The sequence below is a fragment of the Pseudomonas sp. C2.3V genome (assembly GCF_058536325.1).
This window is the reverse complement of record NZ_JBZUBN010000001.1, coordinates 1,706,249-1,718,647: the sequence shown is the minus strand read 5'-3', so window position 1 is coordinate 1,718,647 and position 12,399 is coordinate 1,706,249. Positions and strand designations below refer to the sequence as shown.

Genomic DNA, 12,399 nt, shown 5'->3' with positions numbered 1-12,399 from the left:
CCCTCCCCAGGCAGCGTACTGCATTGCCAAGGCCAAGCCGCTGGACATACCAGCGGCGAAGATTTGACAGCGATTGGTTCTACCGCTTACTTGGAGGGAGCAGGTGCACTTTGCGTGCCATTTCTGCCAGAAGCGGAGCGCTCCTGAAAACCACTCACGCCACGGTGAATGTCGACATTTCGTGAAATGAGCAACACCACCCGACGGTTCCGCGCCCTGCCCTCAGGGGTGGAGTTATCTGCTATTGGTTGATAGCTGCCATACCCGACCACGGCGAGCCGTTCGGGTGTAACGCCATCACCAATCAGCAGCCGAGCAATACTGGCGGATCGCGCCGCTGAAAGCTCCCAGTTGGTGGGATATTGGGGCGTACTGATGGGAATATTGTCAGTAAACCCTTCTACCTGAATCGGGTTCTTGTAAGGCGCCAGAATTTTGGCAACCTTCGCCATCAAGCCAAAGGCTGGATCGCCTGGAATGGCATCCCCGCTAGGAAAAAGCAGATTGGAATTCAGCTCGATTTCCAACCAGGTCTCGGTTGCCCTTAGAGTCATCTGATCTGAATTGATGAGATCGCCAAAGGCGTTCTGCATACTGGTTGCTATCTGCTCAAGCGGATCGACTGCTTGAGTAGTCGCCGGCGCGTTATCTGATGCAGGCGTATTCTGCTCGATAGTAGGCTGAACGCTGCGAGGCACCTGATCCCCAATGGGAATAGGTTTCATGGAGCGATCCGGCTCTGTAAAGATACCGGTCAGCGTCTCGGATAGAATCTTGTACTTACCCTCATTGATGGATGAGATGGAATACATCACAACAAAGAAGGCAAACAGCAAGGTGATGAAATCCGCGTAGGACACCAGCCAGCGTTCGTGATTTTCATGCTCCTCGTGTCGACGGCGACGCATCGGTTACTCCATGAAGCCTTGCAGCTTGAGTTCAATAGAACGAGGGTTTTCACCTTCGCCAATAGACAGCAAACCTTCCAGAAGCATCTCCCGATAGCGAGTTTGACGCAGCACCATGCCTTTGAGCTTGTTGGCAATCGGAAGTAAAAGCAGGTTGGCGAATGCAACCCCATAAATTGTGGCTACGAATGCAACAGCAATCCCGTTACCCAGCTGGGAAGGGTTTGCCAAGTTCTGCATGACATGGATAAGCCCCATCACCGCACCGATAATCCCAATGGTAGGCGCATACCCACCCATGGCCTCGAACAGCTTGGCCGCCTGGATATCACGATCTTCCTGGCCATACATATCGACTTCCAAAATGCTGCGAATGGCTTCAGGCTCGGCACCATCGACCAGCAGCTGCAGGCCTTTGCGAGCGAATGGATCACGTTCGGCATCCACGAGCGGTTCAAGCCCCAGCAGACCTTCCTTACGGGCAGACATGCTCCAGCCAATGATGCGATTGATACCGGCTGGCATGTCGACTCTTGGCGGCAAGAAAACCCAACTGAGCATTGTCAGGGAGCGCTTGAGAACACGGATAGGCGTCTGCAGCATGGCCGCGCCGCATGTGCCGCCCAGTACGATCAGGGCAGCAGGCCCGTTGAGTAGAGCGGCGATGGTACCGCCCTCAAGAAAATTACCTCCAATGATGGCAATAAAGGCCAACAGGATGCCAATCAGGCTCAAGACATCCACACATCATCTCCCTAAGGCATGGCAGCAAGCCAAAACCTGTCAAATTCAAATCCGGCGCCGCTCCTGCCTAGCAAGAGCGGTACCATTACATGCACGCGTCAGTAATGTGTCGACCGATGTCGTCAAGACTGTAGACGGCATCTGCCAGATTTGCCTTGACCACGGCCATGGGCATGCCATAAATCACGCAGCTGGCCTCGTCCTGCGCCCAGATCTGGCTACCACCCTGCTTGAGCAGGCGAGCACCTTCACGGCCATCAGAGCCCATGCCGGTCAGCACCACTGCCAGTACCTTGTCCGGGAAAACCTTGGCCGCTGAGCCAAAGGTGATATCGACGCAGGGCTTGTAATTCAGTCGCTCATCGCCCGGCAATATCTTCACGCCGCCACGCCCGTCCAGCATCATTTGCTTGCCGCCAGGCGCCAGTAGCGCCAGCCCAGGACGAAGCTGATCGCCATCCTCAGCTTCCTTGACAGAAATCTTGCACAATTTGTCCAGACGCTCTGCAAACGCCTTGGTAAAGGCGGCAGGCATGTGCTGAATCAGCACGATTGGCGCTGGAAAGTTGGCAGGTAATTGGGTCAGTACCCGTTGCAACGCCACAGGACCACCGGTCGATGTACCGATAGCCACCAGCTTGTAATTCTTGCGCCGTGGCGCAGCACTGGTCACCGACGCTGAAGCCGAGGAGCCTGCCAGATGTGCCAAAGCAGTCCGCGCCGCCGGGCGAGGGATTGTCGAGGTGGGTGCAGGCGCATGGGCCGACACACTTCCAGACGATAACCGGCGGTTGCTGCGCGCAATGGTATGGATCTTCTCGCACAACAAGCGCTTTACGCTCTCGGGATGGCGGGAAATATCCTCGAAATTCTTGGGTAGATAATCCACCGCACCCGCATCCAGCGCATCGAGCGTAACCCGAGCGCCTTCATGCGTCAGCGACGAAAACATCAGAACAGGCGTCGGGCACTTCTGCATAATGTGCCGAACGGCCGTAATGCCATCCATGAAGGGCATCTCATAATCCATGGTGACGACGTCGGGTTTCAACGCCATCACCTGATCAATCCCTTCACGCCCATTGGTCGCCGTACCGACGACCGTAATATTGGGATCACCCGCCAGGATTTCAGTCAAACGGCGGCGGAAGAAACCCGAATCATCCACCACCAACACTCTTACAGCCATATGACACTCCTAACGGCGGGGCTTCGACTCAAATACCGCGGCGCGCGTAGCGCTTGAGCATGCTCGGTACGTCAAGGATCAATGCGATCCGGCCATCACCTGTAATGGTGGCTCCCGACATACCCGGCGTTCCTTGCAACATCTTGCCTAATGGCTTGATGACTACTTCTTCCTGACCTACGAGTTGATCCACAACAAAACCGATGCGTTGCGTACCGACCGACAGGATAACAACGTGACCTTCCTGCTGTTGCTCATCGTAAGCCGCATCCTTGACCAGCCAGCGCTTGAGGTAGAACAGCGGCAGTGCTTTGTCGCGAACCACGACCACTTCCTGACCGTCGACCACATTGGTGCGCGAGAGGTCCAGGTGGAAGATCTCGTTCACGTTGACCAGTGGGAACGCAAAGGCCTGATCGCCCAGCATTACCATCAGGGTTGGCATGATCGCCAGGGTCAGCGGGACCTTGATCACAATCTTGGAGCCCTGCCCCTTGTTGGAGAAGACGTTTACCGTGCCGTTAAGCTGGGTAATCTTGGTCTTCACCACGTCCATGCCCACACCGCGACCGGAAATATCGGAGATTTCGGTCTTGGTTGAAAAGCCTGGTGCAAAGATCAGGTTGTAGCATTCAAGATCGGTCAGACGTTCCGCCGCATCCTTGTCGAGCAGGCCTTTTTCAACAGCCTTGGCGCGCAGAGCGTTGGGATCCATCCCTTTGCCATCGTCAGAAATGGCCAACAGGATATGATCGCCCTCCTGCTCCGCAGACAGAACGACACGGCCCGCACGGGCTTTGCCATTCTTCTCGCGCTCGGCAGGCTCCTCGATTCCATGGTCGACCGCGTTGCGCACCAAGTGCACCAGCGGGTCAGCCAAGGCCTCTACCAAGTTCTTGTCGAGATCGGTTTCCTCACCCACAAGCTCAAGGTTGATTTCTTTCTTCAGGTTGCGCGCCAAGTCACGAACCAGACGCGGGAAGCGTCCGAATACCTTCTTGATTGGCTGCATGCGCGTCTTCATGACCGAGGTCTGAAGATCCGCTGTCACAACGTCCAAGTTTGATACAGCCTTGGCCATGGCCTCATCGCCGCTGTTCAGCCCAAGACGAACCAGACGATTACGCACCAGCACCAGCTCACCGACCATGTTCATGATCTCGTCGAGACGGGCGGTGTCCACACGCACGGTTGTTTCAGCTTCGCTGGCCAGCTTCTCGCCTGCCGGGGCCGCCGCCGCACGCGGTTCAGCTTTGGGTGCTGCGCTGGCTGTCGGTGCAGGGGCCGCTGCAGGCTGGGGCTTCGCCACAGGAGCAGATGCTGCCTTGGCAACCGGAGCAGGTGCAGGCGCTACAGGAGCAGCCGCAACACCCCCATCGAAACGGCCCTTTCCATGCAGTTCATCCAGCAGGGACTCGAACTCGTCATCCGTGATTTCATCACCTGACTTGGCTACCGGAGCAGCAGCCTTGGCAGGTTCGGACGGCGCTGCAACAGCAGCATCAAACTTACCTTTGCCGTGCAGCTGATCCAGCAGAGATTCAAACTCGTCATCCGTGATTTCATCACCTGACTTGGCTACCGGAGCAGCAGCCTTGGCAGGCTCGGACGGCGCTGCAACAGCAGCATCGAACTTGCCTTTGCCGTGCAGCTGATCCAGCAGAGATTCAAACTCGTCATCGGTGATTTCGTCGCCAGATGCAGGTACGGCTGAGCCAACGGCTGCCACAGGTGCAGGCTCATTCCCGATTGCATCGAGGAGTCGGTCAAACTCATCGTCGCTTACGTCACTGGCAGCAGGTGCCTGGACAGCAACCACAGGGACCTGAACCGGCTCCACAGCAGTGGGAGCAGGTTCGGCGCCTTCAGGCTCCGCCAGACGTGCCAAGGCAGCCAGCAGCTCAGGAGTAGCCGGTGTCGGCTCAGTACGCTCACGTACCTGGCCGAACATTTCGTTTACCGTATCCAGAGCTTGAAGGACAACGTCCATCAGCTCGGCATCAACGCGGCGCTCACCCTTACGCAGGATGTCGAACACGTTTTCGGCAATGTGGCAGCACTCAACAAGGGCGTGCAGCTGGAGGAAGCCTGCCCCTCCCTTTACCGTGTGGAATCCACGGAAGATGGCGTTGAGAAGATTCATATCATCCGGGCGGCTTTCGAGTTCCACCAATTGCTCGGACAACAATTCGAGAATCTCGCCGGCCTCTACCAGGAAATCCTGGAGGATTTCTTCATCGGCGTCGAAGCTCATTCATGCACTCTCCAAAAAGGCCAGGTTTAGAAACCAAGGCTGGACAGAAGGTCATCTACGTCATCCTGGCTGGATACGACGTCTTCTCTTTTATCGGCATGAATCTGCGGACCTTCACCCTTCGAAGACTTTTCTTTTTGAATTTCTTCGATGGCCTTGACGTGGTCGTGGCTAATTCCTGCATAACGATCCACCTGACCGGCCATACGGACCAGCTTGACGAGATCGCGCTCGACTTGTGTAACAAGGTTCGTCACACGCTTGATGACTTGACCGGTAAGATCCTGATAGTCCTGCGCCAACAGGATATCGTTCAGCAACGAAGACAGCTTGTGGGCGTCCTCATCGCTGCGCCCCAGAAACGCACCGACTCGCTTGGCCAGCTCGCGGAACTCCTCGGCACTGAGCTCGCGCCGCATAAAGCGGCCCCACTCGGCGTGGAGGTCATGAGCGTCCTTACCAAATGATTCGATAAGCGGTGTGCTGGCATCGACCAAGTCCATGGTACGGTTGGCAGCACGCTCCGTCATTTCCACAACATAGCTTAGGCGATCGGTGGCGTCTGCAATGTTTGTTACTTCATTGGCATAGGACGCCTGGGGATCGATCTGGAAGTTGACGATCGCGTTGTGCAACTCACGCGTCAGCTTGCCGATTTCCTGATACAGACCACGATCTCGCACCTGATTGAGCTCATTGATGAGCTGCACTGCCTGGCTGAAATTGCCATCTTCAAGGCTGGCAACCAGCTCTTGGGCATGCTTTTTCAGGGTCGATTCCAGGTCTTCGAATGATTTACTGCCAAGGTCCATAACATCCTCGAGATGGTTATCAGCCGTTGACCCGCTCAAAGATCTTGTCGATCTTTTCTTTGAGCACCTGGGCAGTAAACGGCTTCACAACGTAACCATTCACACCCGCTTGAGCTGCCTCGACAATTTGTTCGCGCTTGGCTTCGGCCGTTACCATCAGAACAGGCAGGTTCTTCAGGCGTGCATCGGCACGGACTTCCCGTAGCAGGTCGATACCGGTCATACCCGGCATGTTCCAGTCCGTTACCAGGAAGTCGAAGTTGCCGCTTTGCAGCATCGGCAACGCCGTCAAGCCGTCGTCGGCCTCGGTAGTATTGGTGAACCCCAGATCTCGCAGCAGATTCTTGATGATGCGTCTCATGGTGGAAAAATCGTCCACGATGAGAATTTTCATATCTTTGTCCAAGTCGACCTCCATCCTTACCCCAGACATGCCTTTTCAAAGGCATGCCATACATGCTTAGTGTTTTGCCTTAGCGCGAACGCCATTCAGCCAGACGAGCCCGCAGACGTGCTGCGCACTGACTGTGCAGTTGACAGACTCGGGATTCACTTACCCCAAGCACCTCTCCGATTTCCTTTAGGTTCAACTCCTCGTCGTAATACAGCGACAAGACGAGACGCTCACGCTCTGGAAGATTGGCAATGGCTTCCGCCAGGGCCTGCTTGAAACGATCATCTTCCAGTCCTCGACCTGGCTCGAAATCATGGGCTCCGCTCTCTTCGAGACCGTGCTCACCCTCTTCCATCAAGTCATCGAAGCTGAACAGGCGACTTCCCAATGTGTCATTGAGAATGCCGTAATATTCTTCAAGGCTTACACCAAGTTCGGCAGCAACTTCAGGATCTTTAGCGTCACGACCCGTTCTTGCTTCAACAGCACGAATCGCATCGGCCACCATACGGCTGTTACGATGCACCGAACGAGGTGCCCAATCACCTTTGCGAACCTCGTCCAGCATGGCTCCGCGGATACGGATACCGGCATAGGTTTCAAAGCTTGCACCTTTGCCGGCATCGTACTTCTTGGAGGCCTCGAGCAGGCCGATCATGCCGGCCTGCATGAGATCTTCCACCTGTACATTGGCAGGCAGACGCGCCAACAGGTGATAGGCAATGCGCTTGACCAGCGGCGCATACTGATTGATCAGTTGCTCCTGCTGTGAATGGGTCTGAGATTTACTGTACATACGGAGACCGCTGGACGCTGTCATACATTTGGCCCTACAGTGGGTTGCACCAATCGTTCGACGAAAAACTCCAAGTGACCGCGTGGGTTGGCTGGCAAGGGCCAAGCATCCACCTTCTGGGCAATGGCCCGGAAAGCCAGAGCGGCTTTGGAGCGCGGGTATGCTTCGTATACGGACCGCTGCTTCTGGACGGCTTTCCGTACACATTCATCAAAAGGAACCGCACCCACATACTGCAGAGCCACATCCAAGAAACGGTCAGTTACCTTGGTCAGCTTAGCAAAGAGATTGCGACCTTCCTGGGGCGTCAATGCCATATTCGCCAGTACGCGAAACCGCGTGATTCCATGATCGCGGTTGAACATCTTGATAAGCGCATAAGCGTCCGTGATCGAAGTAGGCTCATCACAGACCACCAGAAGCACTTCCTGGGCAGCCCGTACAAAGCTCACGACCGAATCACCGATGCCAGCAGCCGTATCGACAACAAGCACATCGATATCGTTGCTGATGTCACTGAATGCCTGGATCAGACCGGCATGTTGAAGAGACGACAACTGCACCATGGCTTGCGCACCGGAAGCCGCCGGAACGACCCGGATACCGCCAGGGCCTTGCAAAATCACGTCGCGAAGATCACATTTGCCTTCGATCACATCGGCGAGCGTCTGCTTCGGAGTCAAACCGAGCAAAACGTCGACGTTTGCCAAGCCCAAGTCGGCATCGAGCAACATGACACGTCGGCCCAGTTCAGCCAACGCTAGCGAAAGGTTTACCGAAACGTTGGTTTTCCCAACGCCTCCCTTGCCGCCTGTCACTGCAATTACCTGTACGGGATGCATACCCATTGCTGTACACCTATGAAAAACCAGCCAGCCCGTAGGGGCACTTATGGTGTAGCCAGATCGTTATGCTAACGAGCCAGCTGGCACTTAAACCTGAAGCGTGTACTGCTTTCTGACACTACGACGCCTGTAAACCTTCTATTGCAAAAACCTTACCCAACTCGCAAAAAACTGTAACTTAACCGACGCGCTTGGCCGGCTTTTGATAGAGCTCGGCAAACATATCCGCCATGGTTTCCTCTGCTGGCTCCTCGGTCAGCTGACGATTGACTGCACGGCTAACCAGCTGATGCTTGCGCGCAATATGCAGGTCGTCAGGGATGCGAGGACCGTCGGAGAGATAGGCTACCGGGATATGATGGCTAATGGCTATACCGAGCGCTTCACCCAACGTCGCGGATTCATCCAGTTTGGTCAGAACACAACCAGCCAGACCGCACCCCTTGTAGTTGTGATAAGCCGCTTTCAGCACTTGGCTCTGGCTGGTTACAGCCATGACCAGATAGTTGCGAATCTTCAGTTTCTCATTAGCCAGCGCTTCCAGCTGCAGACGCAGGGAGGGGTCATTGGCCGGGATACCTGCCGTATCGATCAGGACCATGCGCTTGCGAGCCAGTGGCTCAAGCGCCTGAGCCAACGACTGACGTGGATCTACAACGGTAACCGGCACATCGAGAATATGACCCAACGTCTTGATTTGCTCTTGGGCGCCGATGCGATGGCTATCCATGGTGACCAGCGCAAGACTTTGCGCGCCATACTTCAGAACATAGCTCGCTGCCATTTTGGACAGCGTAGTGGTCTTACCCGATCCGGCGGGACCGACGAACGCGACGATACCGCCCTCTTCCAGCAGATCAACCTGGGGCGTGTCGATTGCCTGGGTCAGGTGGGCCAACAGCATACGCCAGGCCTGACGGGGCTCGTTCACATTTGCCACACGCGCCATCAGGTCACGGCACAGATCAGCCGGAAGACCTATGCGTTGCAGACGGCGCCAAAAGTTTGCTTCGTCAGGACGCTTGTCCTGCATCTGGCCCCAGGCGATAGAGCCCAGCTGCACTTCAATCAATTCACGTAGCCCGGTGATCTCGGAGCGCATGGCATCCAGCGCGCGGCGCTCTTCGGCAGAAGGCGCGGCGGCAACGGCAGGTGCTGGCTGGGCAACTTTGGGCTCGGAGATAACAGGTTCCTGGCGAGCGCTGATCTGCTCACTGCCAAAGAGTTGACTAGCGTTGGCTTGCGGCGCAGCGACACCCTGGTTAGGCGAGCGAATGGCCAGTTCAGCGTGGGCTTCGGCGATACGCACTTGGGTTTTACGCAGCTCGGCTTCCAGCGCAGAATTCGGCGCAGTGGGAGTCGGCGCTTGATAATCCAGGGCAGCGGTCAGCTCAATGCCACCGGCAACACGGCGATTGCTCAGGATCGCGGCATCTGCACCCAGTTCGTCACGAACCATTTTCATGGCTTGACGCATATCAGCAGCAAAAAAGCGTTTAACTTGCATGGTTCAAACCTCAGCCGTTCTGGCCAACCGTTGCGATAATGGTGACTTGTTTGTTATCCGGAATTTCCTGATAAGCCAGCACAGACATCGTGGGAACTGCCATTCTCGCGAAGCGGGACATCATCCCGCGAATCGCACCGGCTACCAGTAACACGACTGGCTTACCCATCATTTCTTGACGCTGTGCTGCATCTACCAGAGAGCGTTGCAATTTCTCGGCCATTCCTGGTTCCAGGAACATGCCATCTTCAACACCCTGTCCGGCCTTCTGCATACCATTAAGCAACATCTGTTCCAATCTCGGTTCCAGCGTAATAACAGGCAGCTCGGGCTCCAGTCCAATGATGTTCTGGACGATTGCACGGGACAGCGCCACACGAACCGACGAAACCATGACGGCAGGATCTTGACTACGCGGCGCCACATTCGCAATAGCCTCAGCAATCGTACGAACATCACGTACCGAGACCTGCTCCTGCAGCAATTGCTGCAATACCTTAAGAAGCGTAGACAAGGAAATCATGCCTGGCACCAGTTCTTCGGCCAACTTGGGCGAACTCTTGGCCAGAAGCTGCAGTAATTGCTGCACTTCTTCATGCCCCAACAGCTCGTGGGCATGCTTTTGGAGAACCTGGTTGAGGTGGGTCGCAACGACCGTGCTGGCATCGACCACGGTATAGCCCAGGGACTGCGCCTGATCACGCTGACTGACGTCAATCCAAACCGCATCAAGGCCAAACGCCGGATCTTTGGCAATCACACCATTCAACGTGCCGAATACCTGACCCGGGTTGATAGCCAGTTCGCGGTCCGGATAGATTTCGGCTTCCGCAACATTCACGCCCATCAGTGTCAAACGATAAGCATTGGGCATCAGCTCCAGGTTGTCGCGAATATGTACAGCAGGCATAAGGAAGCCAAGATCCTGGGACAGCTTCTTGCGAACACCCTTGATACGTGTTAGCAGCTCACCGCCCTGGTTGCGATCCACCAAAGGAATCAGGCGATAACCTACTTCCAGGCCAACCATGTCGACAGGCGTTACGTCATCCCAGCCCAGCTCCTTGGTTTCAGCGGGGCGCTGTACCGGAGCGAGATCCTGCTGACGCTTGGCTTCCTGCTCGGCCACTTGCTTGACCTTGCGCTGGCGATCCCAGATGAAATAGGCACCGGCAGCAGCCATGAAGCCCAAACCCAAGAACGGCACGTGCGGCATGCCGGGCACCAGACCCATGGCAATGATGATGGCCGCAGAGACAGCAAGCGCCTTTGGCGAGGCGAACATTTGACGGTTGACCTGCTGCCCCATGTCTTCGGAAGAAGACACACGCGTTACCATGATGGCAGCCGCAACAGACAGCAACAGCGAAGGCACCTGGGCAACCAGACCGTCACCAATAGTCAGCAGTGCATAGATACGGCCTGCATCGGCAATGCTCAGGTTATGCTGCATCATCCCGATCGCGATACCACCGAGCAGGTTGATGAACAGTACCAGCAGACCGGCAACCGCATCACCGCGAACGAATTTGCTGGCACCATCCATTGAGCCGTAGAAGTCAGCTTCCTGACCTACCTCGACACGACGCTTCTTTGCTTCGGCCTGATCGATCACACCGGCGTTCAGGTCAGCGTCGATGGCCATCTGCTTACCAGGCATGGCGTCCAGGGTGAAACGCGCGGATACTTCGGAGATACGACCAGCACCCTTGGTCACTACCACAAAGTTGATGATCATCAGGATGGCGAACACGACCGCACCGACAACGTAGTTACCACCCACCACTACGTCACCAAAGGCCTGAATCACCTTACCGGCAGCGGCATGGCCATCATGACCATGCAAAAGAACGACACGTGTAGACGCCACGTTCAATGCCAAGCGCAGCAACGTGGCCACGAGCAGGATCGTCGGAAACACCGCAAAGTCCAAAGGCCGTAGCGCATAAACGCTCACCAGCAATACCACGATCGACAGCGCGATATTGAAGGTAAACAGCACGTCCAGCAGAAACGGCGGGATCGGCAATGTCATCATGCCGAGCATGGCCAGAACCAATATCGGTACAGCCAGGTTACCGCGGCTCAGGCTGCGAACATTGGTCAACATTTGCCCGTGATTAACTTTCACAGTCGTTCCTCTTGAATGCCTTGCATATCAATCTTTTGACGTCAGAGCGTCTTGATGCAGGCTATTCAGCAAGCAACGGGCCAAGTTCCTTTTTTGTTTGAATTTGTTGCGTTTGCGCCTGTTATATCGGCCTGCACGACTGTTTTCTTGAGGCCGGCCTTTAGCCACTGTTGATACGAGCACCGTAATAAGGAAACCTGAACACGCATATGAGGTCCCTTCACAAGACGCGCATAAAGTGGATAACAGGAGAACCCGATGAAAAAATGGATTGCCGTAACGCTGATGTCAGCAGGACTCGCTGGTATGGCCCAGGCGGATGACGCCGTGACTGTTCCATTAAATATCGCAACAGAGAAAGGTCCGGGCGAAAGTGTAGGCAGCGTCACCGTCGTAAAGACTGACTACGGCTTGGTATTTACACCTGAGCTAAAAGGGCTGGAGCCAGGGACACATGGATTCCATATTCATGCCAAACCCAGCTGTGACGCTGCAGAAGTCGATGGCAAGAACACGCCGGCAGGCGCCGCAGGCGGTCACTGGGACCCTGAGAATACCGGCAAGCATGACGCTCCCTGGGGCGACGGCCATAAAGGTGATCTGCCCGCCCTTTATGCCACAAGCGACGGAACAGCCTCTCAGCCCGTGCTGGCGCCGCGCCTGAAGGACTTGAATGAAATCAAAGGCCACGCTCTGATGGTTCACGTAGGTGGCGATAACCACTCGGATCATCCCAAACCGCTAGGCGGTGGTGGAGCCCGGATGGCGTGCGGGGTTATCAAGTAACAAGAAGGCCCCGTTCAGCGGGGCCCTCTTTAC

The 12,399-nt window shown here is 55.7% G+C and carries 11 protein-coding genes; 1 reads left to right on the top strand and 10 read right to left on the bottom strand.

What is annotated here, in order from left to right; all coding sequences use genetic code 11:
- Positions 1-86: 86 nt before the first annotated feature.
- From motD to flhA, 10 genes are all read right to left on the bottom strand, one after another.
- The gene (gene motD, locus AC4LF3_RS08100) at positions 87-908 is read right to left on the bottom strand and encodes a flagellar motor protein MotD (RefSeq protein WP_010797944.1); all 822 of its coding nucleotides are present in this window, start codon (positions 906-908) and stop codon (positions 87-89) included.
- Between the two features lie 3 nt (positions 909-911).
- Positions 912-1,652 carry a flagellar motor protein gene (locus AC4LF3_RS08095; RefSeq protein WP_010797943.1) on the bottom strand — a complete coding sequence of 247 codons (741 nt, stop codon included), beginning with the start codon at positions 1,650-1,652 and terminating at the stop codon, positions 912-914.
- 85 nt (positions 1,653-1,737) lie between these two features.
- Positions 1,738-2,841, bottom strand: a complete 1,104-nt coding sequence (locus tag AC4LF3_RS08090; RefSeq protein ID WP_491835060.1) for a protein-glutamate methylesterase/protein-glutamine glutaminase — start codon at positions 2,839-2,841, stop codon at positions 1,738-1,740.
- Between the two features lie 28 nt (positions 2,842-2,869).
- Positions 2,870-5,095, bottom strand: a complete 2,226-nt coding sequence (locus AC4LF3_RS08085; protein ID WP_491835059.1) for a chemotaxis protein CheA — start codon at positions 5,093-5,095, stop codon at positions 2,870-2,872.
- 26 nt (positions 5,096-5,121) lie between these two features.
- Positions 5,122-5,907 (bottom strand): protein phosphatase CheZ, encoded by a 786-nt coding sequence (locus AC4LF3_RS08080; RefSeq protein ID WP_010797940.1) that lies wholly within the window; start codon positions 5,905-5,907, stop codon positions 5,122-5,124.
- Positions 5,908-5,926: 19 nt separating this feature from the next.
- Positions 5,927-6,301: a chemotaxis response regulator CheY gene (locus AC4LF3_RS08075; RefSeq protein ID WP_173869067.1), complete on the bottom strand. Its 375-nt coding sequence runs from the start codon at positions 6,299-6,301 to the stop codon at positions 5,927-5,929.
- A gap of 79 nt (positions 6,302-6,380) precedes the next feature.
- The gene (fliA, locus tag AC4LF3_RS08070) at positions 6,381-7,121 is read right to left on the bottom strand and encodes an RNA polymerase sigma factor FliA (protein ID WP_010797938.1); all 741 of its coding nucleotides are present in this window, start codon (positions 7,119-7,121) and stop codon (positions 6,381-6,383) included.
- On the bottom strand, positions 7,118-7,945 hold the full coding sequence (gene fleN / locus AC4LF3_RS08065; protein ID WP_010797937.1) for a flagellar synthesis regulator FleN: 828 nt from the start codon (positions 7,943-7,945) through the stop codon (positions 7,118-7,120). Before fleN ends, fliA begins: the two co-directional genes overlap by 4 nt.
- A 175-nt stretch (positions 7,946-8,120) precedes the next feature.
- Entirely contained in the window at positions 8,121-9,449 is a 1,329-nt protein-coding gene (gene flhF / locus AC4LF3_RS08060) for a flagellar biosynthesis GTPase FlhF (RefSeq protein ID WP_491835058.1), read from the bottom strand.
- 10 nt (positions 9,450-9,459) lie between these two features.
- The gene (gene flhA, locus AC4LF3_RS08055) at positions 9,460-11,559 is read right to left on the bottom strand and encodes a flagellar biosynthesis protein FlhA (RefSeq protein ID WP_491836260.1); all 2,100 of its coding nucleotides are present in this window, start codon (positions 11,557-11,559) and stop codon (positions 9,460-9,462) included.
- Between the two features lie 279 nt (positions 11,560-11,838).
- Here flhA and sodC point away from each other — a divergent pair, with 279 nt between their 5' ends.
- Positions 11,839-12,366, top strand: a complete 528-nt coding sequence (gene sodC, locus AC4LF3_RS08050) for a superoxide dismutase [Cu-Zn] SodC (protein ID WP_491835057.1) — start codon at positions 11,839-11,841, stop codon at positions 12,364-12,366.
- The last annotated feature ends 33 nt before the right edge of the window (positions 12,367-12,399 follow it).

Bases quoted from the DNA above. Each gene is read 5' to 3' on its own strand.
- AC4LF3_RS08080 (WP_010797940.1), bottom strand. From the start codon at position 5,907: ATGGACCTTGGCAGTAAATCATTCGAAGACCTGGAATCGACCCTGAAA.
- flhA (WP_491836260.1), bottom strand. From the start codon at position 11,559: ATGTTGACCAATGTTCGCAGCCTGAGCCGCGGTAACCTGGCTGTACCG.
- fleN (WP_010797937.1), bottom strand. From the start codon at position 7,945: ATGGGTATGCATCCCGTACAGGTAATTGCAGTGACAGGCGGCAAGGGA.
- AC4LF3_RS08085 (WP_491835059.1), bottom strand. From the start codon at position 5,095: ATGAGCTTCGACGCCGATGAAGAAATCCTCCAGGATTTCCTGGTAGAG.
- fliA (WP_010797938.1), bottom strand. From the start codon at position 7,121: ATGACAGCGTCCAGCGGTCTCCGTATGTACAGTAAATCTCAGACCCAT.
- sodC (WP_491835057.1), top strand. From the start codon at position 11,839: ATGAAAAAATGGATTGCCGTAACGCTGATGTCAGCAGGACTCGCTGGT.
- motD (WP_010797944.1), bottom strand. From the start codon at position 908: ATGCGTCGCCGTCGACACGAGGAGCATGAAAATCACGAACGCTGGCTG.
- AC4LF3_RS08090 (WP_491835060.1), bottom strand. From the start codon at position 2,841: ATGGCTGTAAGAGTGTTGGTGGTGGATGATTCGGGTTTCTTCCGCCGC.
- flhF (WP_491835058.1), bottom strand. From the start codon at position 9,449: ATGCAAGTTAAACGCTTTTTTGCTGCTGATATGCGTCAAGCCATGAAA.
- AC4LF3_RS08075 (WP_173869067.1), bottom strand. From the start codon at position 6,301: ATGAAAATTCTCATCGTGGACGATTTTTCCACCATGAGACGCATCATC.